Consider the following 25,270-nt stretch of genomic DNA (forward strand, 5'->3'; position numbering starts at 1 on the left):
TTAATTTTTAAATTTTAAATTTTAAATTAATTACGCTTTCGCGAAAGCGTATTATTTATCAAACTCAAAATAATTCACGGCGTTGTGGTAACATATATCACTAACTATTTTCCCTAGCCACTGCTCATCTGCAGGAAGTTCTCCATTGACAACATCATTGCCTAATAGATTGCACAGGATGCGACGAAAATACTCATGACGTGGAAAGCTTAAAAAGCTGCGTGAGTCTGTCAACATACCTACAAAAGTGCTTAAAACACCGAGACTAGATAGTGTGTTGAGCTGTTTTTCCATGCCATCTTTTTGATCTAAAAACCACCATGCTGCACCATATTGCACCTTACCTCGTATCGTACCATCATTAAAATTGCCGACCATGGTTGCAATCATTTCATTGTCTGCAGGATTGAGATTGTAGATTATGGTTTTAGCCAGTTGATCAGTACTGTCCAGTTCGTTTAAATAACCACTTATAGACACCGCATGAGAAAAATCACCTATGGAATCAAATCCAGTATCTGGACCTAATTGGGTTAATAAACGTTTGTTATTATTACGTATCGCGCCTACATGAAATTGTTGCGCCCAGCCGCGTTTGTGATACATTTTACTCAACTCCAGCATCACCTTACCTGCAAAGTATTGTACTTGTGCAACTGATAATTGCTTGCCGTTTCTTACTTCTTGAAACAACGTATCAAGATTAAAATCTGCAGTTGTGCTGTGGTAGATTTGTTCCAGACCATAATCTGCAAGACGGCAACCATTCTGGTGGAAATAGTCTACTCGGTTTTCTAGTGCGACTAATAGTGCATCGTAATCATTAATACTGTTACCAGTTACTTCTTCTAGTTGACTTAGATAAGCATTATAACTCACGGCATCTCCTACCCCAAAAGCCTTATCTGGTCTAAATGTAGGCAGGACTTTAGGTGATAATGCTTGAGATTTAATACTGTTGTGATATTTTAGACTATCGATAGGGTCATCAGTAGTACATAATAACTCTATGTTTTGTTGCTGTAACAAACCTAACGTGCTGTGAGAAGATTGCTGGAGTAAGTCATTTGTTTTCTCGTAAGTCGCTGCAGCATTATTTTCTGTGAGAAGCTCTTTAACACCAAAGTAACGCTCTAATTCTAAATGCGTCCAGTGATATAGTGGATTCCTAAGCGTGTAAGGAACTGCACTTGCCCATTTATGGAATTTCTCTTCGTCAGTTGCATTTCCTGTAATGTACTTTTCATTTATTCCCAGTGCACGCATCGCACGCCATTTATAATGATCACCGGCTAGCCACACTTGTGTACAATTGTCAAATTGTCGATTAGTGGCAATATCTTCTGGAGACAGGTGATTATGATAATCTATAATAGGTAATTCTTTTGCAAAGTTGTGATAGAGACGTTTTGCAAAATCTGTTTGAAGTAGAAAATCCTCAGTAATAAATGAGTTCATATAGTTCTTAATTACTCTACAAATATGCCCCTTAAAAACAGCAATTCCAACCTGTAAGAGGTTGGAATTGTGTTTAAAGATTCCTTTTATGTATGATAATCATGTACTAATGGGATACTTCTATACTGTACAATTTTACCTTTGAATATCCAGTTGGATCTGTAGTCTGAATATAGTTACCTGCTTTGAAATAATTATCAAAAGGCCATTTTGCTAGACTGATATCTTGAAAAACATGGGACTGACCATCTACAATTACCTCTAGACGACCTGTCGAGGCTCTTATTTCTAAATCAAACGGTTCAAAACCGACCTGACCAAAATTATACGATATATCTCCCCATACTGCATCATCTTTATTAATAATAGCGTCACCAGACATGGATTCGTTTTCAAGAGTTTTTTTATAAGCATATAAGTCACCATCTCTCCATTGCATTTTTAATAATGGTGGAGCTGAATCACTAGAAAGATTAAGTCTAGCCACGTCAGATGGTGTAATGATACCATGAATTTGAGCCATTATAAAACGATCTTTATTAAGACTACCAGTACCTGTATTATCAGATACGTCCAACGCTTGCATGCGTACCTTTAAAACACCTCCATCTTGTAAACTCCAGTTATCTCTTGAGTTAGATGGATTGATAAGCTCTCTGAGTTCAGTTCTAGGATAAGAACTGTTTGCCGTTGTCGCACCATTAGGGTCAAATTGTGTGTAAAAAATAATACCTTCTCCTACTGGATCATCGTACATGTAACCATCTAGGGCACTCAAAGTACGGTAACCGCCATTATCTAATTGCGATGGTGCATATTCATCTGGACTACCGTCACTATTTACATCAACTGGTAGGGTCACCTTCCAGTCCGAGAAATCAAAATTAGATGCAACAGGATCTGGCTCGTTAGGTACAACTATTTCAATACGCTCTGGTGATTCTTCCTCGCTATCACATGATGTAATAAGAATCATAGCGAGTAATAGTAATGCTATGTTTTTCATGTATTTTTCTTTAATTTTATTCTTAAATAACTCAAATTATAAGTGTTATCTACAGTTGTGTCATTTCAAAATCTGCAAAAAACACTTGCTCATCTCTTAATTGATCTGCGTGTTTTAAGCTGCGATAAATTCCCCATTTAGGTCTTAAAAATTGTGCCTTTGTCTTCCACATTCTTAAATTCCCTTTATACGATAAGAGCTCTTTTTGATCTCGCTTTCGCGAAAGCGTAACCTCTAACTTACCTTCTTCTCCATAAGTAATTATTTCTTTTACCATAATCCATTCACCTAAGAATGGTTCTAAATCAGTACTCGCGATTGATTCTTGAGTTAGAAATTTAGAGAACCTTATATCAAAACTCTTTTTATCATTTTTATCTCTCAAAGTGTAAGTCAAGGTAGGCATCTTATCTTCTGGACCGCCGACAGCTTTAATTTGATGAATATGAGTAAATCCCGATGAAGCTTTAAAATTTTTATCTAATTTAAATAACCAAGTATAAACATGAGTTTCTCCAAGAGTTCCCAAAACCTCTTCTGGGGACTTTCCGTAGGTTTTAATTTCAGTACGCGACCGATCAAATTTCTTACATCTATCTGTATCCTTTTCAACATGAGCGTGAAAAACAAACACATCTTTCTCTAGTATATCGTCATATTGTTGAGTAATGTGGTCTCCAAAACTAGGATGACTACAATCACTTACCTCAACTACATTATAACCAGGAGATAGCACACTATTAATAAGTTCATAAGTCTTTTTTGAACTATCAGCTTGTAATTGTGTTACTATATCAACAGCCCTATCTTGCTTAAAAAGCATGGATAGGGCTGCGATTAAAAGAAATATTTGTTTCATGTTACTTCACTAGGAACTGGATTGTTTCAGTACCTTGATTTGCATTAACTTTTACAAAATATGTACCAGTATTAAGATTACTTATATCTACTCTAGATGTATATTCTTTAACGGATATCAATTGTTGGCCTGTTAAGCTATAAATCGTTAGTGAGGTCCAGTTTTCGTCTTCTAACTCTATCGATAATAAATTAGTTGCTGGATTAGGATATAATTTAACCGCACCAAGCTCATTACTAGAAACTGAAAGTGTGTTTTGTGTTCCAGGTGTACCTAATTGACTAGCTGTACCAAAAGTTGCTGTAGCTGCGGTCCATGCGGCTGCAAGATCATTTGCATTTACATCAAAAGTATTAGACTCAATACTACCACCACCTGAAAACATCATCATAGGAAATCCAATAGGTGCTGTACCATAACCATAGTCATATTCTACACGGTCAATTTCAGTACCACTAGCACTTAATAAAGCAATACCATCAATTTCATTATCATTAGGTGTTCCATCATCAAAAGAAGATTCATTATTGAATCTAGGGAAGTTAGAACCTACTCCAGGTGTTGCTGTACCACCAGGAGGAGAATCAAATCCATATTCATAAGCAACGGCTGGAATTCCTCCATTAAGTGTAGCATCACCACTAGCAGCAAGAACTGCATAACTATTTGCTGGAACTACAGTACTAGTTGTAATCTCATGTGCTCTACCACTTGAAGAAGCATCAACAATTGTCCATCCCATTAAATCAATGGCTGCTGCAGTTGTATTGTAAACTTCAAAATATTCTCTTTCATCTTCAGAACCGTTAGGATCTATCATTAATTCAGTTATCACTATATCACCTGCTCCTAATGCTGGTGTACCACCAGAATTACTATTTGCAGTTCCTGGTGTACCTACCATCATGTCTGTTCCGTAAATTGCAGTACTAGGCAACCAATTTGCGGCAACATCGTTTGATGCACTATCTAATGTGGCAGCATCTAGTTGATAAGAAACATCACTAGCTGCTCCCATCGCTGGCCATGCATTCAATCCGGCATAACCGAACCCATAAAGAATTTGATCAATTACAGTTCCTGTTGCTGTTTCTAAACGGATACCATCATCGTTTGTAGAACCATTTGCATAAGTACTTTCATTATTCCAAGTCGGAAAGTTAGTTCCTGCTCCTGGAGTAGCAGGACCACCTATAGGGCTATCATAACCGTACTCATAAATAGAGTTTGTTATTCCGCCGTTTAATAAAGGATCATCATTTGCTACAAGTACAGCATATCCATTTGCTGGAACCATAACTGGCACTGCAGACGTGATTACGTGAGCACGTCCACTACTAGATTCGTCATTAATAATCCACCCATTCATATCTATAGCGGTACTAGTTGTATTATAAACTTCAAACCATTCTTGTTCTCTTTCTGTACCATTTGGGTCTATCATAATCTCAGAAACGATAAGATCTCCTGGATTTTGAGCAAAAGCAACCATTCCTAGAAACATTGCTATTAAAGGTAATTTTGTTTTCATAATTGTTATTTATACGGTTAAGTTGATTATTATTAGAAGTGATTTTAATATGATTATAATCACTTTCGATTATGATATGATTCAATCTTCAAGATGTAAAGACTGAATCACATTATGTTTTCAATATTACTTATCCTGCTGGATTAAAATCATCTGTCACGTCTACTGCACCAAACTCAGTTAGCACACGATCTGTAACTATAAACCAGTCAAAATTGAAATATGCAGGTACTGTAGCACTACTACTTCCTGGTGTAATTCTTAATTCTAGGACATTATTAACACTTGTTTGTCCCGGAATAAAACCATTAAGCCTTACTGCGTGTAATTTCCAATTTCCACCAGTATTTGCATTTGATCCTTGTAGACTTCTTCTATTAGAAGAGCTCGTACCACCCATATAGATTTTAAATGCCATATCTGTATTTTCAGTGTTCATCCAGAAATGCAAAACAGGATTATCACCATAATTACCAGAGTCTAAAATGTTATTTACGGTAGGGCTTGTGGAGGTTTGATGAACTTTTGCTCTAGCAACGGTTGAGCTAGTAGATGTATTCATCTGTAATGCATAATAATCATTACCTGGAAATGGTGGTGGAGATACATTACCATTAATAGAGGCTACTGCATTTGGATCTTTACTAAAATCGATAACAAATACTGAACTAGGATCAGAATCAAATTCATATAACTGCTCAAACTGTCCATTAACATATGGTAAGCCCGATTCAGTTATTGTTCCTCCACCTTGAAAATTAAGGTTAACATCTACATAGCCTGTTACCACTGAAGTTGGCACATCAAATCTGATTTCTGTAGGTGATTGACTATTGATAGTGATTGGTGTTCCTTCTACATCACCGTCAGTTATTAAGTTCATATCTTGTCCAGTAACAATAACTTCATTATCACGAGTCAATACCGCTGGAAAACCACCGATGGTAGGCTGTGGTAAAATTACTTCAAAATTAGTTGCAGCAACTAAGGATGCTTCTCCCGAAGCTGTAAGGTAAGTTAAAACAACATCTACAAATCCAACGTTATTTGGGACTCTTACGACCAAGGCCTGTTCTTCTTGAAATTCAATAGTTCCTGCTGTTCCGCCAAAAGTTATACCTGTAACACCTACAAGATCTGTCCCTATAATATTAATAATAGAATTAACATCTGCAGTTGCTGGTAATGCGGTAGTTACTGTAGGCACAGGATAAGTTACCGTAAGAGATTGAGCACTTACTGCTTCTTTACCTTGCTCAGTCACCACTTTTATAACTCCGGATACTGCATTATTAGGAACCTGAATTTGTAAACGTTGACCTGTAATTCGTGAGGTAATTGTTGCTTCTACATCACCTATGTAAGCCTCTGTAGCAAAGTTTAAAAATGTACCATCGATATCCACTAAAGCATTTACCGCCGCAGTACCTGGAGAAAAACCAGTTATGGTAGGCTGTTCAGCTTTAATTTCTGCAACAGTTTGATCTATTTCTACATCTGCATCACAGGCTATGAGTACTACAGCCATAACAGATAAAACTGTCAATATTTTATACAAATTTTTCATTATTGAACTTTTTAATCGTTATTAATTAATCCTATATTCTTTTGATCAGTACCTGCATTTATAAGACCTGATCCATCTCGAACTTTAAAGTTTTCTGTGTTTTCCCATTTGGGATTAAAACGCTCTAAATTTATTTCTTGAGCACTATCACTTAATTTTACCTTTCCACTATTATAAACCACACAATTTTCTATGATATGATGATTTCCCTTAAGTTGAACGATACTATTGGTCTCTCTTGAGTTATCTAGAACTGAATTTTTGATGTGGACATTCTTTATTCCATTTACCTTAATAATTCTACCTTTCTCTGAATCATCTACTCTATAAAAAACACAGTGATCAATTAAAAGATTACCACCGCTAGTTCTAGCTTCTATACCTGATCTCGTATAATTCACTGCAAATTGCTCAATGTCTACGAATAGACTATTCTGAATTATGATATGCTCTGCATTATATTTACCAGTTTCATCTTTTTCATACGAAAGATTAAGTCCTCGATAAGAATCTTTAAACGTTGAATTCTTAATTGAAATGGTATCTGCCTTTGTACCTGCATATGCTTTAAAAATGGCACCACCAGCGGAGTTTTTAAAATTTACAAAAGTGACATCATCTAAATAAAGATTGTATATGTCGCTTGAAGGGCTATTAGAAGAAGTAATACCATATTTAACCGTTTCAGACGAAGCGTATCCGTCAATATGAATTCCTTTAATCTTTACCTCTTTAGCACCATTCAATCTAAAAATATATTGAGGCGTCTTATCTGCCTCTTTACTAATTTTTAAAAAAGTTTTATCATTTCCATGCCCCACGATTGAAAGGTCTTGAGAAACTTTAATTGCTTTAGTAATAAAGTAATCTCCAGCTGTCAATTTAAGTATGGTAGGCCCAGACATATTCTTTATTGCTTTTTCAAGAGTTTTCTCGCCTGGAGCGACATCTACAACTGTAACAGCAATATCTTTTGATAAGTTTCGTAGTTCATCTATTTTAATAAAGCTAACACCTGCTTGTGAGGTTAATGCGATAGCTGGCTTAAAATTACCTGGTACAATGGCGCCAGCTCTAAGTTGAGATCTTAATGCACCTGTCGCATCTACTCTCACCTTGGGATTAGTTTTCACAGCAGTCAGTAACGCATCACTGTCTGCAGAAGGAATATAAATTCCATTTGCAGCTTCTAACTTAAAGTCAACCACATCTACACCATCAAAATCTTCAATTAATGTTGAGCTTACTTTGTTTCCACCAAGAGTAATCCCACTAATATCATCTCCAGCAAAAATGGCTAAACCACGACTTGAATTGTAAATCAAGTTATTTTCAAATTTAGTATTTACGGGTGCGATGGTAGCATTACTTCTAGAGCCTATACTTAATGTGACGGGAGAACAATTAATGATTGTATTGTTTTGAATAATACCATCCACCACAGGATCATATTCGTTCAATTTAGAATTTGGAATTCCATTCATGACACAAATAGGAGCACGTAAATCTTTTCCTGTAGTTCCAATAATAATATTATTGCGCACAATATTCCCCTTATTAATCATGCGTATACCACCCGTTTTAGGTAAATTATTACCTATAATGACATTACCTTCTATAATATTATAATCACCATGTCTTAAGGTAATTGTACCTTCACTTTCAAGAATCAAATTATTTCGCACGACATTATTAGCAGATTTGATAGAGATTATTTCGATCTCACCACTACATCTTTCAAAAAAATTGTTTTCCACAACCGTTCTAGAAGATTGCTTTGAATAGGTAGAGGTACCTATTCTAATTGTTTCTCCACCATTAAAACCTAGTGGTAATCGTTCACCAAAATAATTATGATCGATTCTATGATTGTTATCAATGCTATTCTTTAATCGTACCGCTATGGCTGGTCCTTTATTAAGTTTACCTAAAAGACTACAATGATCTACTCTATTATTTTTACCATGTAAAGCAATGTAATAATTGGTAATTTCTCTAGAATCTGGATTTACATTAATAATAGCACAGTTAGTTAATCTAGAATTAGTTGCTGGGGTATCACTATCTGCCTCAAAACGTACGACATTATTTTTACCTACGTTACCATTTTCAAACCATAATCCATGTACTTCTAAATAATCACCACCTATTCTTAATGTTGAAGTTCCTGTAAGTTTTACACTTCCAGCTGTTTGAGATTTTAATACAATAGGTCTTTCTGAAGTCCCTATTGCTTTAAACTTAATATCGACATCTTTCCATTCCTTATTTACCATAACGATTGTATCGCCTGGCTGAGCTTTTTTAATCGCTTCAGATAGTTGACTATCATCATTTACTGGTATAGTCTGCGCTTTCGCGAAAGCGACACACATGATAAACCAAATAACTATTTTGACTTTAATTTTCATTAATAACCTACATTTTGTGCTACTGATGGATTCAAATCTATCTCATATTGAGGAATAGGTAGAAGTGTCTGAAATTGCTGTATCGGTTGTGTATTAAAGGCAGTCTCGTTAGGGTCATTGTACTGAAAATCTGTTACAAAGTGATTGTTCATAACAGTAACTGCACGATCTGTACGCAAAAGATCAAACCATCTGTGGTTTTCAAAAGCAAATTCTTTACGTCTTTCTTCTTCTAATGCTAGTTTAAAATCAAAATAAGTACTCGTCTGACTAGAAGTAAGTACTGGTTGTCCTGCTCTTAATTTCACATCATCAACATAGCCTATAGCCTCAGTATTAGGACCACCGTTGTTTTCGTTAATAGCTTCAGCTAATAATAAAATAACATCGGCATATCTAGAAATCACCCAATCATTAGGTGCATCATCAACATTAGAAAACGTACTGTTATACTTGCTTACAAATCTTTCTAAGTTTGTATTACCACTGTTATCTACCCATGAAACGGCAAAATTTGTTCTTGCCCTAGGATCGTTTGCAGCATATAAGGCTTCCATACCTTCAGTAGGTACATTTAACTCATCACCACCACCAAAGATGACAGCATTTTCACTTTGTAAGGGTGAAAATAGATTTGCAAAAGGTGAACCTAATCCTAGTAATCCAGATTGATAACGTACAGCAAATAAAATTTCATCATTGTATTCATTATTAAAATCAAATACATCTTCATAATTATCCAGTAACATTTTACCACTTAAGGTAGCAACATCTCTCAATACAGTTTCTGCTCTTGCAACGCTAGTTGCAGATCCTTCAGTTAGAAGTGCTTTACCTAGTTCAGCACCGGCAGCCCATTTTGTAGCTCGGCCTACTTCACTACTTCCATATGCTTCTGGCAGGTTGTTGTAAGCAAATTCTAAATCTTCAATAATCACTTCATATGCTTCTTCTATACTCTTACGTTCTAAATTTCTCGCATCTGATGCATCAATGGTTTCTGTAATTACAAATACACCACCATATAACCTTACTAAATTGAACAAAGAATGTGCTCTTAAGAAACGTGCTTCTCCTTCATATTGGGCTGCCAAGTCTATATCATCAACAACCGCTAGATTCTCTAGAACATGGTTGCTTAGACCTATAGTCTTATAACTAGCTCTCCAATAACTAGCTGTAAATTCATTCAACGGATTAGAAACAAAACGATCTAACTGTCTATAAGGGACATTTGCATTTACTGAGTTATCAAAGCTAAGCTGCGTATTATCACTACGTAATTCTGTAACTATCCATTCATCTAATTGTTTAAGATGTAAAGAGTTGTAGATTCCTATCACTCCTAGGTTTACTTCATTAGTATTAGAATAAAAACCATCTGCACCTATATCTGATATGGGCTGTAAATCAATAGGATCATCACAAGATTGAAAACCTACAATAATGGCTAGTACTGCTGTTATTTTAATTATATAATTCTTCATCATTGTTTTTTTTAGAAAGTAATATCGATTCCTGCTGCAAATTGTCTTGTTAATGGGTCAGCACCTCTTTGGTAACCTGAAACTAATGGAGATGCGTATTGACTAGAAGTACGTAATGCTTCTGGATTATTTCCATAGTAATCATCTGCAAAGAAGTAAAGTAAATTTTGAGCTGATGCAAAGATTCTTACTGAATCTAAACCTAAAGTTTCTGTTACCTTATCATTAAAAGTGTAACCAAAAACAGCTTCCCTTAATGCTATATAACTAGCATCCTGGATTAAGTAATCTGTTGCGGTCCATTCACGACCATTTCTACCAGTAGGTAAAGAAGCAGGAATGTCTTCATGCACCCATCTATTTTGCAAAAAGTCGCTTTGAAGAGTCCTTGTTTCTAAATAAAAACCATCTCCATAGTATACCTCAGCACCATGGCTACCTTGCCATAAGAAGTAAAGATCAAAACCTTTGTATTTGAATGTATTACTTATTCCCCAAGTAAAGTCTGGAAAAGGACTTCCTAGTGTAGTTCTATCTGCAGTGGTAATCACACCATCACCATTAATATCTGCTACTCTTATTCCTCCTGGCGCATCTTCTGCAGAACTCGCATTCAATGGATCATCAATCTCTGCTTGACTTTGCCATACACCTATAGATCGGTATCCATAAAATTGTATGGCTTCTTCTCCAACTCGAGAAATATATTGATCTTCTCGTTCTCCATTATTAATAAACTGTTCTTCACCACCTAATGAAATTAATTTATTCTGATTTGTACTTATGTTAGCTGATGCTACCCAGTTCAATTCACCAAAATCAAAGTTTGTAGTAACTACAAACTCAAAACCTTGATTTTGGATCTTACCTACATTATTAATAAAACTATCATGACCGGTAGCATAAGACACATTTTGGTTAAGCAATAAATCCTGAGTTAATGCATAATAGTAATCTGCCGTAAATGATATTCTTTTATCTAGTATTGATGCATCTATACCTAGGTCATAGGAATCTGTTTGTTCCCAACTGATACTTCTATTTGCTAAAACGTCACCGTTTTCTGCAAGACCAGATATTATAGATCCTGGCCCTTCACCTAATGAATAATTAGTAGGAAATAAAAGATTTGTAAAAGAATAATTATCAATGTTATTGTTACCTACAACACCATAACTAGCTCTAAGCTTAAGCTGATTTAAAAATGAGATGTTTTCATTAAAAAATTTCTCGTTATGAACGTTCCATCCAGCACTTGCTGATGGAAAAAATCCGTATTTATTATTTGGACCAAAAAGCGAACTACCGTCTACCCTTGCCGCGAATGATAAAAGATACTTATTATCATATCCATAGTTAACACGCGCTAGTCCAGACAATAGTCCTATCTCTTCCTTAAGAGTAAAGGTATTGTCTGCATCTATGATTGTTGCAGCATTAATAGTAGATATATAATCGGTTGGGAAATTAGAACCTAAAATAGAGGATGTTTTTAAGAAAGTATATTCGTAAGTCCCACCCACTAAAGCATTAAAATCATGTTTCCCTCTAGAATAATTATAATCTAAAGTATGTTCTGTAATAACTCTATTACGAATGGAGTTCACATCTTCAGAGAATGACTGACCATCTCTTCTTGCGATTGAGTTTCTAAACTCCTCATCATTTCGCATTCTTAAGTAGGCACCTATTCTACCTTTGTAATTTAGGTTTTTTACTACTTTCCAGTCTAGCTTACCGTCTGCTACAAATCGATACTCGTATCGAACTCTTTTTTCATTTTCTAAACGTGCTAGTGGATTGTTGTTATTAGTTCCCCATATGCTAGATTGAGTAAAGTCTTGTTGATCACCATTTTCATCGATATAACTGAAATCAATATTTCTAAAATGTCTAGCATGTGCGTAGCTACCAACTGGCTCTCCAGTTAGGTCACTAGAAAATTGATTATGACGTGGAGCAAAGAACCCATAATTACGTGCAAAATCGGAAAATTGTTGGGCGCTACGACGCTGTCTTGAATATGAAGGCCTAAAATTTAGACCTAGTTTTACTTTATCACTCAATTTAGTGTTGAACCTAGCTTGAAGATTTAAAGCTCGATATTCATTATCTTTAACTAATCCTTCATCTTGCACAAATTGGCCTGAAAAATAATATTTGGTAAGTCTACTACCACCACCTACATCAAATTGATAATTCTGTATAGTAACATCTTCTCTTTTTGCTTCTTCTAGCCAGTCTGTGCCATTACCACTAGCACTTGTGTTTTGAGCTAGGATACGTCTAGCTATTTCTAAATTAGAATAACCGATAACCGCAGGATCACGATTCTCATTAATCGCGTTTGCATTCTCTGCCAATTGACGTTCATTACGAGTAAAATCAGTAAACTCAGTTGTGTTTAATAAATCCGGTAATCGCAATACTGATTTTACACCTGTAAACGCTTTAAAGCTAAAGCTAGGTTCACCATCACCATCCTTTGTAGTTACTAGAATAACTCCATTAGCTCCACGAGATCCATATAGAGCAGCAGAACTAGCGTCTTTAAGAACTTCTATAGATTTAATAGAACTAGGATTAATAAACTCTAACGCATCTTCAATCGGGAAACCATCTACCACTATTAAAGGACTACTACTAGCTGTAATAGAAGAAAGTCCACGTATACTAATTTGTGGTGCCTCACCTACTTGACCAGATGTATTTGTTATTTGAACACCGGCTAGCTTACCTTTTAAGGCATCTGCAACACCTGAATATGATAGATCATCTAAATTTTCATTTTTAAGTTGAGCAACAGAATTTGTTAAGTTACTCTTTGAAGATTTTCCATAAGCCACAACAATTACTTGATCTAACGTTTCTTGATCTTCTTGCATAATGACTTCAAAAAAGTTTTTATCACCTACAAGAACATTAACTGTTTTGAAACCTAAAGAACTTACAACTAGAACATCATCTGGTTTTGCCTGAATGGTAAACTTACCGTCCAAGTCTGTAACAGATGCTCTATTTGTATTCAAAATTTGAATAGTAGCACCCAGAATAGGTTCTAAGTCTGCACCTGAAGTCACTGTCCCAGTAACCTCTTTTAAGTCTTGAGCTATAGCAATAGCTGGTAAAATAAATAGACAGATGATGAAAAGAATTTTTCTCATAAAAACATTTTGTTTCACAGAAATCCTCACCCATGCAAATAGAGTCAAATTTGACAGATACTTAAGAGCTAAATCCCTTAAGACTATCTATTTTTACAAAGTGAAAGAGTTCTACTCTTTTATTAATTATTATTACTTTATGTAAATAGCACGAGTGGCAGCTCGTGCTATTTTTTATTACTTTTTTGTGTATTTGCGTAATGCGGCAAAGTGAAGATTTAAAGCTTCAAGCGCATCATCACTTTTTTTGTTTTTAATAGCTTCTACGATATCGGTGTGCTCACTTACTAGTTTAATAGCTTGAGTACGATCACAAATATCTTCTTTATTAAAATGTCCTATTATATCTGGTACAATGATTTTCATTAAACCATATAAAACTGTGTTTTCACTTGCTTTTACTATAGCTAAGTGAAACTTCATATCTTCAATTAATGACGGTAATCCATTTGTAATACAGTCCACAAAGTTTTGATGAGCCATTTCTAATTGCTTCAATGATTCTTCAGTACATCGAACTGCAGCCATTTGAACTGCCTGTGATTCTATAAGTACACGAGTTTCCACTAGCGCATTAAAATCTGGTGTATCGAGATCGAGAACATCCTTCATCATTGTGTTCATGGAAGGTACACCTATCCCTGTGATTATAGAACCACTTTGCGGTAGTGTTTCTATAATACCATAAAATTCTAATTTTTGAATTCCAGCCCTAATCTGATTACGACTTACACCTAGTTTTTCTGATAATTTTCTCTCTGAAGGTAATTTATCTCCAGCTTCTAGATTATGTTTTTTAATCAGCGCACGTATTTCACTAACCACATCATTTTCCGGAGCTACATCGATTTCGTAATCTTGCTCAGTAGTTATTAATTTGAGACCATGTTCTATCATAAAACTATCCTTAAAACCAATTGGTTTACCAATCTGGTTGTCCAAATTAAAGTGATATCATAGATATTTCCAAATAATATGATTGATTAATTTCCGAAATGACCAATTTTAACAATCTATATTGCTAATTTGCTAATGATGAGACTAAGATTGAATCGTGATAGCAACTTTAACAGCTTTTGCGACATCTAGTTCTAACCCTTCAAAATCGCCATTATTGATTTTAAGTTTATCAAATAATTGACTTCCCATTCCTACGCAATTTACTCCTGCCTTGAACCATTCTTTTAAACCATCTTCTGTAGGGTTGATTCCTCCAGTAGGCATAATTGCTAGTTGTGGTAGGACTGATTTAACCGCTTTCGCGAAAGCGGAACCTATAACATTTGCTGGAAATATTTTAATCATCTCACAACCCAAATGCATTGCGGTAGTAGCCTCGGTTATGGTAGCTATTCCAGGTATATAAGCGATATGGTTTTGTACACAATAGGCTCCAAGTTCAGAAACTAAACCTGGTGAGACTATAAATTCTGCGCCTGCTTCAACAAATTGAGCCGCTGTTTTTGAGTCATAAATCGTCCCTACTCCTATCACTAGATCATCATACTTTTTAAAATGAGGTATTATAGTCTTAAAAGTCTCGAGACCATTAAGACCACGATTGACAAATTCAAATATGCGTACTCCACCTTTATAAGATGATTCAATGGTATTGATCACTACGTTTGCATCCTGATGAAAGAACACCGGAACAATTTTATGTGATTCTGTTTGTTTAATAAATTGAGTGATTTCCATTATCTTAAAAGTCTACCTACGTTATCGCCTTTTACTAGTTCTTCTACTTCTTCTTTACTACTTAAATTGACATCTCCGATTGTACTGTGTTTTAAAACAGATGCCGCTACACCAAATTCTACCGTTTCTTGTGGATCTAAATTTAAAAAACCATAGATTAATCCTGCCATAAAAGCATCTCCACCACCTATGCGATCCACGATGTTTTTCATGTCATAATTCTTAGACGTGTATAACTTACCATCTGTATATAACAATCCAGATAACTCATTACGAGATGCTGTCATAGCATTACGTACGGTTTTTGAGAAAGCTTTAATATGAGTATATTTTTTGAGCACCTTATCACAGTTAGCTTGCCAGTCTTCATCTTGTATACCTAGACAGTTTTCTAGATCCACTCTTCCACCTATTACCACATCTGTTAACTCTACTAATCCTGGCATGATATCTAGTGGTTGTTTACCATATTGCCATAAATTACGTCTATAGTTAATATCTCCACTTGTAGTCACACCTCTTTTCTTAGCCTCTTTTAATGCTCTAAGTGTGATGTCTGCAGCATTTTGAGATATTGCTGGTGTGATACCGCTGTAATGAAACCATGATGCGTCTTTAAAAACGACTTCCCAATTCACCTCATCTTCTTTAAGATGTACAAAGGTGCTATCAAATCGATCATAGACAATACGCGATGGACGCTGCATCGCTCCTGTTTCTAGATAGTATACACCTAGACGACCTTCTTTGCGCACGATGCCTTCACCGCTCACGCCATTAAGTTTTAAAAAACGCTCTACACGTTCTCCTAAATTATGATCTGGCAAGGCCGTTATATGTGTACTATCCAAACCAAAATGGGCTAAAGAAACTCCAACATTTGCCTCTGAACCACCAAAAGTGACATCAAAATTAACTGTTTGAAATAATCTTTTATAATCTGGAACCGTAAGTCTCATCAAGACTTCTCCTATAGTAACTACCTTTTGCTTCATAATAATATAATGATAAACTTAATGAGGACAAACTTAAGTCTATACTAGTTATAATCTATACAATAGAACTATCGTTTACCCTTTTCAGAATGATATTGCCACCATAAACATACATAAACAGTGGCATTTTTGAAATTTTCAATAAAATAATACTAATGAATTATATTAGTAAGGTGAATGAAGAACATCCTACTTAATTTATATACTAAGTAAACTATGAGTATTAAAAACAGACTTGAAAGCAGCATCACTAAATTATATAAAGCTTTTCATGATGGAACCTTGCATCCAGAATGTGCATGTCATTGTGCAGTAGGTAATATTTGCGACAATAAGGATTTCTGGAAACATCTATCTGATGATCACGGTTCTGTAAAGCTTAATTATGTAGGCTTAGTCAATGAGAAACTAGGAAAACGTTTTAATGGTTACTTACCTTCGGAACTATTGCGTATTGAACACGCTTTTTTACAAGGTTGCGGCTATCAATTACCATTAAGACATCATCATTTTAAACCTAAGGACCCAAAAAGCCAAGTGATTCAGTTTGAAGGGTTGTGTGCCGCCATTACCATATTATGTAAATTAGAAGGTATCGACGATATATCAGATTACTCTAAACTTTTTGAGACTGATAATCATCAACCTGTGCACTCACTAGACCTAGTGTTTTAAAAACAAATTAAATAAGTAAAGAGATTAAAAAATCTCAATCTCTTTACTTATTTTGATAGGTTAAAATGACTGTATTACATTAAGGTATAATGGCATTCCCAAAGTAATGTTGAAAGGAAACGTTATAGCAAGTGCCATCGGTATATAAAGACTAGGATTAGCTTTAGGTGCAGCTAATTTCATAGCGGCTGGTACCGCAATGTACGATGCGCTAGCTGCTAGAATAGAAAACAATAAACGGTCTCCTGTTTCTGTTACAAAAAGCCCACTTACTACCGCCACGATAATCCCATTAACAATAGGTATAATAATTGCAAAAGCAACCGCAAACCATCCTTTCTTTAAAAAGGTTGACAATTTTCTTCCACTGGTGATTCCCATATCTAATAAGAATACAGCAAGAAAACCTTTAAACAAATCGGTTGTAAAAGGTTTAATTCCTTCGGCTTGAGCCTCACTTGCACACAGGCCTATTACTAAACTACCTATTATTAGGATTACACTACCATTAGTGAGTGCATGATGCAACACCGTTTTTGTAGAGACCTTATCTGATTTATCTTTATTAAATAGAGAAATTAATAAAAGGCCTACCATAATGGAAGGAGCTTCCATAAGTGCCATTACAGCAACCATATGCCCACTGAAATCCATTTGTTCCATCTCTAAAAAAGAGATAGCCGTAACAAAAGTAACTGCACTTACAGATCCATATGCTGCTGCAATTGCTCCAGAATTATAGACATTCATCTTACGACGCAAAATGAAATAAGCATAAATAGGAACAACAATAGCAAGTAAAACACCGAATAATAAAGACCAGACAATTTCCATATCAAATTCGCTATGTGACAATTCTTGTCCACCTTTAAATCCTATCGCTAACAGTAAATAAAGAGAAATAAATTTTGAGGAATTCTCGGGAATTTTAAGATCACTCTTAAGTTGAACCGCTATAATCCCTAAAAAGAAAAATAATAAAGCTGGGTTACTTAGGTTATCAAATAATAGATGTAAATCCATAATTATATTCTTAGAGAATTAATTAGTTTTTATTGATTTTAATCTCACTTTTGATTGATAAAGTTTCACTTCCTTTTATCATAGGTCCAAGAAAAGATATTGCCTTATCCTTTTCTGATTGTAACGCTGCAATACGCTCGTTTTCAAATGTGCATGGATCTGCGTGATCTCTTTCTGTTTTTGCCAGTCGTTGTAATTTGTGAAAATTCATCTTCTTGTCTAGAACTGAAGTAATAATTTCCATAGCGTCTGATGCTGTAAAATTTCCGTCGATTAAGTCAATTTGTAATTCTTGCATTATAAAATATTTAAAGGTTAAATCACTTTTAATAAAAGCTGCTGCAAAGTTGAATTATCTTTTATATAAATTTATATTTATAATTTTTATCATATACATAAGTAATATTTATGCATTATACACTTCACCAACTAGAGATATTCTTTAAAATTTCCCAATTAAAAAGTATTACTAAAGCTGCCGAAGAATTAAACCTTACTCAACCTGCAGTTTCTATACAACTCAAAAAATTTCAAGATCAATTCCCATTACCGCTTACAGAATATTTAGGTCGTAAAATCCACATTACCGAATTTGGAAAAGAAATTGCTGATACCGCAGAGAATATCCTTGAGCAAGTAGCTACGATTACATATAAATCTGCAGCTTATGAAGGTAAAGTCGCTGGCAAACTTAACATATCAGTAGTGTCTACAGGTAAATATGTAATGCCTTATTTTCTCTCAGATTTTTTGAAAAAATATCCAGGGATTGACTTAACAATGAATGTTACTAATAAAAGTGAAGTAATCAAAAGTATTGAGGACAATACAGTTGATTTTGCCATGGTATCTGTACTTCCTGATCATTTAAAGATTAGCCGTATTGAGCTTATGCGCAATGAACTTTTTTTATTAGGAAAAGACAACCCTAGTAAGTCCGGCATGCAGATGAGTACTCAAGAATTTAAAAAGTTGAAACTTATCTATAGAGAAAAAGGATCTGCCACCAGACAGGCTATGGAAAGCTTCTTAGACCAACAAAAATTCACAAATCATAAAAAAATTGAACTAGTTTCTAACGAAGCTGTAAAACAAGCTGTTATAGCAGGACTAGGTTATTCTATAATGCCTATTATAGGAATTAAAAACGAACTCAAAAACAAAGAAGTACAAATTATACCTATTAAAAACCTACCAATAATAACTAACTGGAATTTGATCTGGTTATCATCAAAAAAACAGTCTCCGGCAGCACTAGCCTTAGCTCAATATGTTAAAGAAAACAAAATAGAAATTATTAAAAAACACTTCAGTTGGATGGAAAGTAAATCATTCCTCCCATAATTATTAGTTGTATTTTTCAATGATACGATCCATACAGTTAATTCCATCGATCGCTGCACTTATAATACCGCCGGCATATCCAGCACCTTCTGCACATGGATATATACCTTTAATTTCAATATGCTCAAGGGAAAAATCATCCCTTGGTATTTTAACTGGTGATGATGTCCTACTTTCAGGCGCATGCAATACAGCTTCGGTAGTTAAATATCCTTTCATCTTATGACCAAAAGCTACAAAAGCTTTTCTTAATCTACTCGCCAGCATATCTGGCAAGACTTCATTTAAATCGACAGCCGTTAAACCTGGTTGATAAGATGTTTTAGGAAAATCAGTAGAAACCTTACCAGCTATAAAATCGGTCATGCGTTGTGCTGGAACCTTTTGTGTTTTACCAGCAGCGACCCAGCAATCATATTCTACTTTCTTTTGAAATTCCAGACAGACAAAAGGATCGTTCTCTTTATAATTAGGTAAATCTTGAGGTGATACACTAACAACAATTCCACTATTAGAATATGGATTATTGCGTTTACTAGGACTCCAGCCATTAGTAACAACCTCTTCAATATCAGTAGCACATGGCGCAATAATACCACCGGGACACATACAAAAAGAATACACACCTAACCCATCGACCTGTTCTACTAAACTATAACTGGCCGGCGGCAAATATGGATTTTGATCATCGCCATGATATTGGATCTGATCTATTAAAGATTGTGAGTGCTCAATACGCACACCTATTGCAAACGGCTTTGCTTCTACTTTAATACCACGATTATGCAACAAGTAAAAAATATCTCTAGCACTATGTCCAGTTGCTAATATCACCTGATCATAATCATACCAGACACTATCATTTATCTGAATTGAGGTAACCTGTCCGTTCTCATGTTTTAAATCTGTGAGTTTCTCATTAAACCTCACTTCGCCACCTGCCTCTATAATAGCCTCGCGCATTGCGGTAATTATTTGTGGCAACTTATTAGTTCCTATATGTGGATGAGCATCAACTAAAATATCTGGTGTTGCACCAAAATCAACAAACCACTCCATCGCTTTCAATACATTACCACGTTTTTTAGATCGGGTATAAAGCTTTCCATCACTATAAGTTCCTGCGCCGCCTTCACCAAAACAATAATTAGACTCTGGATTAACGATATGCTCTTTATTTATAGCTGCTAGATCTCGACGTCTAGAACGCACATCTTTACCTCTTTCATAAATAATAGGCTTTAAACCACCTTCTATTGCTCGCAATGCGGCATATAATCCAGCAGGTCCAGCCCCTATAATGGCTACCGAAGGCCTATTACTTATATCACTTATTTTATATGGCTCGCGTACAGGTTTCTCGTCTCCATTCAACCATAATTCAATCTGTAGATTATAAAGGACACGGCGTTGTCTAGCATCAATGCTGCGCTTTCTAATGGACCATTGAGAGACATCATTCATAGAAAAATCAATCTTTTGGAAAACCTTTTCCAGTATGTGATCTTCATCCTCTAGATGATGTGGTAAAACTTGAATCTGAACCAGTGTACTCATAGGTGGCAAAGGTAATAGGTCTTTGAATAATATGCTTTAATTATACGTTCTTGTAGGATGATGTGGTTGACGCTTTCGCGAAAGCGAAATTTTAAACATCTTTATGATGTAAAAAGCCTCTTATCTTAACAATAAAAGGCTTTTTAAAAAAATTATAATCTCTATTAAGAGTATCGTTCTAGATTTTTATTTTGCATCTCTATGGCATCTTTGAATTCAGTCTTCATACGATTGATCAAATCTGTAGCAGGTACGGTATCGTTAATTGTAGCAGATCCTTGTCCGGCACTCCATATAGTTTTCCAGGCTTTTGCCTCTGTATCCATTTCTTTACCAAAATCTATTTTACCAGTGGCTTTAAGTTGCTCTTCAGTAATACCTGCTGCATTTAAACTAGCTCCTAAAAAATTAGCACTTACACCAGATATAGCAGCTGTATAAACAATATCACTTGATCCAGCATCTATGATCATATCTCGATACTCATCTGTTGCTTTAGACTCATCCGTATTAATAAAACGGGTACCCATGTAAGCATAATCTGCACCCATTTGTAAGGCACTAGCCACATCTTGTCCACTACTCATCGCACCAGACAGTAAGATAGTTCCTTTAAAGAAACTGCGCACTTCTCTTATAAATGGCATAGGATTTAAAGTTCCTGCATGACCACCTGCACCAGCACAAACCAATATCAGTCCGTCCACACCAGCCTCTGCAGCTTTTTCTGCATGACGCTTTTTAATAACATCGTGAAACACTAAACCACCGTAAGAGTGCACCGCATCTACTAGATCCTTTACAGCACCTAAAGAGGTAATTATTAAAGGTACCTTATGCTTCATGCACACCATTAAATCTGCCTGCACACGAGGATTACTGCCATGAACAATGAGGTTAACTCCAAAAGGAGCCGCTTTCTTACCTGTTTCTTTCTCCCATTGATCGAGTTCTGTTTTAATTTGTACTACCCATTCTTCAAAACCTTCTGTCGTACGCTGATTTAGTGCGGGAAAAGTTCCTACGATACCATTTTTACAACAGGCTATTACTAGTTCAGGACCAGAGATTAAGAACATAGGTGCTGCTACTACCGGCAGCTTTATATTTTGAGAAAAGTCAGTATTATTCATTACTTGGGTTTACCACAAATTTACGATTATAGCACAAAATCACCGCATAAGAACTTAAATTAATATTGCAGTTAAGATGTCGTTAATTAAAGTCTTACAAGATGGTTTCCATTTAAATTTGTAACAAATTAATCTATTGTCCGTTACTTAGACAGACTAGAATATTTCTTATGATTAAACGATTATTAATTGCAATAATTTTATTGAATTTCGCTTTCGCGAAAGCGCAATCAGAAAAATTCACCCTATCAGGTACCATCAGTGAGGTAAGCAACGGCGAGACCATGATAGGTGTCAATATATTAATACCAGAATTGAGCGCAGGAACCTCGAGTAATGAATATGGGTTTTATTCTATCACGCTACCGGCAGGAACTTATCAAGTCGTTTACAGTTTTATAGGTTACAAAAATATTTTAAAGGAAGTCGTTTTAAATAGTGATACACAAATCAATATTGAGATGGCAGACTCGGACGAGCAGCTAGACGCTATAGTTATTAAGGCTGATGTAGAAAGATTGAGTACTAAATCGCCACAAATGAGTACGAATGCACTTTCTATAGAAACTATTAAAAAAATACCTGTTGTACTGGGCGAGACAGATATTGTAAAGTCATTAGTTCTTTTACCTGGAGTGACTAATGCTGGCGAAGGTGCCTCTGGATTTAATGTACGTGGTGGTGCCGCAGATCAAAATTTAGTTTTACTAGATGAGGCAACATTATATGGTAGTGATCACTTGTTTGGCTTCTTTTCTGTTTTCAATCCAGATGCTATAAAAGACTTAAAATTATATAAAGGAGGAATACCTGCACGCTATGGTGGACGTGTATCTAGTGTACTAGACATTTATCAACGTGATGGTAATAAGAATAAACTGAGTGCCACTGGTGGTGTAGGTCTAGTGGCTAGTAGATTATTGCTTGAAGGTCCTATTGAGAAAGGCAAATCATCGTTTCTTATCGGTGGTCGCAGTAGTTATGCCCATCTATTCTTACCTTTATTTGATATAGATAACGTGGCTTACTTTTATGATTTAAATGCAAAATTAAGCTTCACATTAAACGACAATAATAGACTTTATGTGTCCTCTTACTTTGGTAGAGATGTATTTAAGGTGAACAATCTGTTCGGTAACACCTTTGGAAACTCTTTTGTTAACGCGAGATGGAATCATACCTTTAATAATAAATGGTTTGCAAATACCTCTTTGATTTATTCAGATTATAATTATGGCCTTGAATTAGATTTTGTAGAATTTGAATTCAGTAGTGGAATTACCAATCTTAATGCAAAATATGATTTGACACATTATGTCAATGATAAAACTAAAATGAGGTATGGGATTAATTCTATCTATTATGAATTTGATCCAGGACTTATAACACCTACAACAGCCACAAGTCCTATAAATGAGAGACAACTTACAAAAAAGTATGCTTGGGAAAATGGAGTTTATGTTGATGGAGAGTTTGAAATAACAGATAATATCAATATTAATGCTGGTTTAAGATTAAGCACCTTTAATCGTCTAGGTCAGAACAATATTAATATATATGAAAACAATCAACCTATAGTCTTTAATGAAGATTTACAAATCTATGAATCTGTAGACCCTATAGAAACTACAAATGCTAGTAGAGGCACGACTTTAAAAACATTTGCAAATCTTGAACCTCGATTCTCTATTGCCTACTCTTTAGATAACAATACTAGCTTTAAAGCGAGCTACCAGCGCATTAATCAATATATACATCTTATTTCTAATACTAATGCTCCTACTCCATTTGATCTCTATGCTCCTAGCGGCACTTTTATTGAACCGCAAAAAGGAGATCAAATTGCTGCTGGATTTTTTAAGAACATAGGTAACTATTCTTTAGAGACAGAAGTTTTTTATAAAACAGTTGATAATCGACTGGATTATATAGATGGTGCAGATCTTATAGCTAATGATGCCGTAGAACAAATATTATTAAAAGGTGAGGCTAGAGCTTACGGTCTAGAGCTTCTCTTTAGAAAAAACAAAGGTAAATTACAAGGTTGGATTGCTTATACTTTATCACGTAGTGAACAACGCACACCAGGCCGCACACCTGAAGAAACTGGAATTAATAATGGTGAATGGTACAACGCTGCCTGGGATAAAACACATGATTTAACCATAACGGGTAACTATGAATTAAATAACAAGTGGAGCTTTGGCGCTAATTTTACTCTACAAACAGGACAACCTATCACTTATCCTAACGGGCAATATGAGTTCGATGGTTTATTTATACCTACCTATGAGGCACGTAACAGCAGTCGACTGCCTATCGTGCATCGACTAGATTTAAGTGCTACATACATTCCTAAACCAGACAAAACAAAAGGATGGCAAGGCAGCTGGGTTTTCAGTATTTATAATGCTTATAATAGAAGAAATGCAGCCAGCATAAGCTTTGCACAAAATGAAGATACTAATCGTAATGAAGCAACGAGACTATCAATTTTTGGATTAGTACCTGCTGTTACTTACAATTTCAAATTTTAAGATGATGAAAAAGATATTTACCTTATTAGTAGTTTCCATCTGCATAATTTCTTGTGAAGATGTTATTGAACTAGATCTCAATAATGCAGCGCCTAGATTAGTGATAGATGCAGCTCTTGAATTGCAAGAAGATGGTTTTACTGAAGCTACTGTTCTACTAACTCGTAGTAGCGCATTTTATCAAGAAGAAATTCTTTTTGTAGACGATGCTAGTGTGATTGTTACTGATCCTTCTGGAACTGATCATACTTTCATATTGACTAATCCAGGATTATATAAAAATGTAACTTTAAATATACAAGATGGTGAATCTTACGTATTAACCGTTATTGATGGAGATGACATCTACAGGGCAACACAAGAGTTTATTAGCACCGTTCCATATTCTAGAGTAGAGCAGTCAGAAATTACAGGTTTTGGTGATTTTACTGAGATAACAGGCTTTTTTAACGATCCACCAGGTGAAGAAAACTATTATTTATTTGAATATATCGATGCGTATAATACTGAAGTTGACATATCAGATGATGAATTCTCTGATGGAAATGAAGCTTTGACAGCGTTTTTCATGGAAGATTTACCAACCGGCACTATAATTACCTTAACCATAAAAGGTATTGACCGCAGAGGTTTTACATTTTATGACACGCTTATTCAACAAACTGCAGATGGTGGCGGCGGCCCATTTGATACACAACCAGCAACCGTAAGAGGAAATATTATTAATACAGTAAACCCTGAAAATTTTCCTTACGGATATTTCAGGGTTTCAGAAAAATTTGAGATAGAATATACTGTTGTTGAGAATCCTTAAATAGATATCTC

19 protein-coding genes are annotated in these 25,270 nt (G+C 35.2%); 4 read left to right on the forward strand and 15 right to left on the reverse strand.

The annotated features are described in order from the left end of the window. Positions 1–51: 51 nt before the first annotated feature. The 11 genes from uxaC to ACJJVI_RS02665 form a co-directional block, all read right to left on the reverse strand. The gene (gene uxaC, locus ACJJVI_RS02615; RefSeq protein ID WP_405350134.1) at positions 52–1,458 is read right to left on the reverse strand and encodes a glucuronate isomerase; all 1,407 of its coding nucleotides are present in this window, start codon (positions 1,456–1,458) and stop codon (positions 52–54) included. Positions 1,459–1,564: 106 nt separating this feature from the next. Next, positions 1,565–2,464: a polysaccharide lyase family 7 protein gene (locus ACJJVI_RS02620; RefSeq protein ID WP_317289853.1), complete on the reverse strand. Its 900-nt coding sequence runs from the start codon at positions 2,462–2,464 to the stop codon at positions 1,565–1,567. A 49-nt stretch (positions 2,465–2,513) separates the two neighbouring features. Then, positions 2,514–3,323: a fibronectin type III gene (locus ACJJVI_RS02625; RefSeq protein ID WP_405350136.1), complete on the reverse strand. Its 810-nt coding sequence runs from the start codon at positions 3,321–3,323 to the stop codon at positions 2,514–2,516. A gap of 1 nt (position 3,324) precedes the next feature. After that, positions 3,325–4,854, reverse strand: coding sequence for a lamin tail domain-containing protein (locus tag ACJJVI_RS02630; RefSeq protein WP_405350138.1), 1,530 nt, complete (start codon positions 4,852–4,854; stop codon positions 3,325–3,327). Between the two features lie 130 nt (positions 4,855–4,984). Beyond that, on the reverse strand, positions 4,985–6,421 hold the full coding sequence (locus ACJJVI_RS02635) for an IPT/TIG domain-containing protein (RefSeq protein ID WP_405350139.1): 1,437 nt from the start codon (positions 6,419–6,421) through the stop codon (positions 4,985–4,987). A gap of 11 nt (positions 6,422–6,432) precedes the next feature. Further along, positions 6,433–8,832 (reverse strand): polysaccharide lyase 6 family protein, encoded by a 2,400-nt coding sequence (locus ACJJVI_RS02640; RefSeq protein ID WP_405350140.1) that lies wholly within the window; start codon positions 8,830–8,832, stop codon positions 6,433–6,435. Beyond that, complete coding sequence (locus tag ACJJVI_RS02645; RefSeq protein WP_405350142.1) at positions 8,832–10,319, reverse strand: RagB/SusD family nutrient uptake outer membrane protein; 1,488 nt, start codon at positions 10,317–10,319, stop codon at positions 8,832–8,834. Before ACJJVI_RS02645 ends, ACJJVI_RS02640 begins: the two co-directional genes overlap by 1 nt. An 11-nt stretch (positions 10,320–10,330) precedes the next feature. Next, a complete protein-coding gene (locus ACJJVI_RS02650; RefSeq protein WP_405350144.1) occupies positions 10,331–13,483 on the reverse strand; it encodes a SusC/RagA family TonB-linked outer membrane protein in 3,153 nt (1,050 codons plus the stop codon). 177 nt (positions 13,484–13,660) lie between these two features. Then, on the reverse strand, positions 13,661–14,425 hold the full coding sequence (locus tag ACJJVI_RS02655; protein ID WP_348022417.1) for a FadR/GntR family transcriptional regulator: 765 nt from the start codon (positions 14,423–14,425) through the stop codon (positions 13,661–13,663). A gap of 99 nt (positions 14,426–14,524) precedes the next feature. Beyond that, positions 14,525–15,181, reverse strand: coding sequence for a bifunctional 4-hydroxy-2-oxoglutarate aldolase/2-dehydro-3-deoxy-phosphogluconate aldolase (locus ACJJVI_RS02660; RefSeq protein ID WP_405350146.1), 657 nt, complete (start codon positions 15,179–15,181; stop codon positions 14,525–14,527). Beyond that, complete coding sequence (locus ACJJVI_RS02665) at positions 15,181–16,176, reverse strand: sugar kinase (protein WP_042269850.1); 996 nt, start codon at positions 16,174–16,176, stop codon at positions 15,181–15,183. Before ACJJVI_RS02665 ends, ACJJVI_RS02660 begins: the two co-directional genes overlap by 1 nt. Before the next feature lie 216 nt (positions 16,177–16,392). Here ACJJVI_RS02665 and ACJJVI_RS02670 point away from each other — a divergent pair, with 216 nt between their 5' ends. Continuing rightward, positions 16,393–16,851 carry a hypothetical protein gene (locus tag ACJJVI_RS02670; protein WP_042249350.1) on the forward strand — a complete coding sequence of 153 codons (459 nt, stop codon included), beginning with the start codon at positions 16,393–16,395 and terminating at the stop codon, positions 16,849–16,851. A gap of 60 nt (positions 16,852–16,911) precedes the next feature. Here the strand turns inward: ACJJVI_RS02670 and ACJJVI_RS02675 are convergent, their stop codons facing one another. Next, positions 16,912–17,874, reverse strand: coding sequence for a sodium-dependent bicarbonate transport family permease (locus ACJJVI_RS02675; RefSeq protein WP_042269848.1), 963 nt, complete (start codon positions 17,872–17,874; stop codon positions 16,912–16,914). Between the two features lie 22 nt (positions 17,875–17,896). After that, positions 17,897–18,172, reverse strand: coding sequence for a hypothetical protein (locus ACJJVI_RS02680; protein WP_051788614.1), 276 nt, complete (start codon positions 18,170–18,172; stop codon positions 17,897–17,899). A gap of 110 nt (positions 18,173–18,282) precedes the next feature. On the opposite strand from ACJJVI_RS02680, the gene ACJJVI_RS02685 reads away from it, so the two are divergent. Further along, positions 18,283–19,218: a LysR substrate-binding domain-containing protein gene (locus tag ACJJVI_RS02685; protein ID WP_036579684.1), complete on the forward strand. Its 936-nt coding sequence runs from the start codon at positions 18,283–18,285 to the stop codon at positions 19,216–19,218. Positions 19,219–19,221: 3 nt separating this feature from the next. Here ACJJVI_RS02685 and ACJJVI_RS02690 read toward each other — a convergent pair whose 3' ends face one another. Both ACJJVI_RS02690 and ACJJVI_RS02695 read right to left on the reverse strand, forming a co-directional pair. Continuing rightward, complete coding sequence (locus tag ACJJVI_RS02690; RefSeq protein WP_405350148.1) at positions 19,222–20,775, reverse strand: NAD(P)/FAD-dependent oxidoreductase; 1,554 nt, start codon at positions 20,773–20,775, stop codon at positions 19,222–19,224. Between the two features lie 164 nt (positions 20,776–20,939). Then, entirely contained in the window at positions 20,940–21,908 is a 969-nt protein-coding gene (locus ACJJVI_RS02695) for an NAD(P)H-dependent flavin oxidoreductase (protein WP_405350150.1), read from the reverse strand. A 170-nt stretch (positions 21,909–22,078) separates the two neighbouring features. On the opposite strand from ACJJVI_RS02695, the gene ACJJVI_RS02700 reads away from it, so the two are divergent. Beyond that, the gene (locus tag ACJJVI_RS02700; protein WP_405350152.1) at positions 22,079–24,445 is read left to right on the forward strand and encodes a TonB-dependent receptor; all 2,367 of its coding nucleotides are present in this window, start codon (positions 22,079–22,081) and stop codon (positions 24,443–24,445) included. A 4-nt stretch (positions 24,446–24,449) separates the two neighbouring features. After that, positions 24,450–25,259, forward strand: coding sequence for a DUF4249 domain-containing protein (locus ACJJVI_RS02705; protein WP_405350153.1), 810 nt, complete (start codon positions 24,450–24,452; stop codon positions 25,257–25,259). Positions 25,260–25,270: the final 11 nt, after the last annotated feature.

Origin of the sequence: Nonlabens sp. Asnod3-H03 (assembly GCF_045063665.1) — a bacterium.
In the GTDB taxonomy this organism is placed as follows: Bacteria; Bacteroidota; Bacteroidia; order Flavobacteriales; family Flavobacteriaceae; genus Nonlabens; species Nonlabens ulvanivorans.

Coding starts and splice junctions, on each gene's coding strand:
- uxaC (WP_405350134.1), bottom strand. CDS start 1,458: ATGAACTCATTTATTACTGAGGATTTTCTACTTCAAACAGATTTTGCA.
- ACJJVI_RS02620 (WP_317289853.1), bottom strand. CDS start 2,464: ATGAAAAACATAGCATTACTATTACTCGCTATGATTCTTATTACATCA.
- ACJJVI_RS02625 (WP_405350136.1), bottom strand. CDS start 3,323: ATGAAACAAATATTTCTTTTAATCGCAGCCCTATCCATGCTTTTTAAG.
- ACJJVI_RS02630 (WP_405350138.1), bottom strand. CDS start 4,854: ATGAAAACAAAATTACCTTTAATAGCAATGTTTCTAGGAATGGTTGCT.
- ACJJVI_RS02635 (WP_405350139.1), bottom strand. CDS start 6,421: ATGAAAAATTTGTATAAAATATTGACAGTTTTATCTGTTATGGCTGTA.
- ACJJVI_RS02640 (WP_405350140.1), bottom strand. CDS start 8,832: ATGAAAATTAAAGTCAAAATAGTTATTTGGTTTATCATGTGTGTCGCT.
- ACJJVI_RS02645 (WP_405350142.1), bottom strand. CDS start 10,319: ATGAAGAATTATATAATTAAAATAACAGCAGTACTAGCCATTATTGTA.
- ACJJVI_RS02650 (WP_405350144.1), bottom strand. CDS start 13,483: ATGAGAAAAATTCTTTTCATCATCTGTCTATTTATTTTACCAGCTATT.
- ACJJVI_RS02660 (WP_405350146.1), bottom strand. CDS start 15,181: ATGGAAATCACTCAATTTATTAAACAAACAGAATCACATAAAATTGTT.
- ACJJVI_RS02665 (WP_042269850.1), bottom strand. CDS start 16,176: ATGAAGCAAAAGGTAGTTACTATAGGAGAAGTCTTGATGAGACTTACG.
- ACJJVI_RS02670 (WP_042249350.1), top strand. CDS start 16,393: ATGAGTATTAAAAACAGACTTGAAAGCAGCATCACTAAATTATATAAA.
- ACJJVI_RS02675 (WP_042269848.1), bottom strand. CDS start 17,874: ATGGATTTACATCTATTATTTGATAACCTAAGTAACCCAGCTTTATTA.
- ACJJVI_RS02680 (WP_051788614.1), bottom strand. CDS start 18,172: ATGCAAGAATTACAAATTGACTTAATCGACGGAAATTTTACAGCATCA.
- ACJJVI_RS02685 (WP_036579684.1), top strand. CDS start 18,283: ATGCATTATACACTTCACCAACTAGAGATATTCTTTAAAATTTCCCAA.
- ACJJVI_RS02690 (WP_405350148.1), bottom strand. CDS start 20,775: ATGAGTACACTGGTTCAGATTCAAGTTTTACCACATCATCTAGAGGAT.
- ACJJVI_RS02695 (WP_405350150.1), bottom strand. CDS start 21,908: ATGAATAATACTGACTTTTCTCAAAATATAAAGCTGCCGGTAGTAGCA.
- ACJJVI_RS02700 (WP_405350152.1), top strand. CDS start 22,079: ATGATTAAACGATTATTAATTGCAATAATTTTATTGAATTTCGCTTTC.
- ACJJVI_RS02705 (WP_405350153.1), top strand. CDS start 24,450: ATGAAAAAGATATTTACCTTATTAGTAGTTTCCATCTGCATAATTTCT.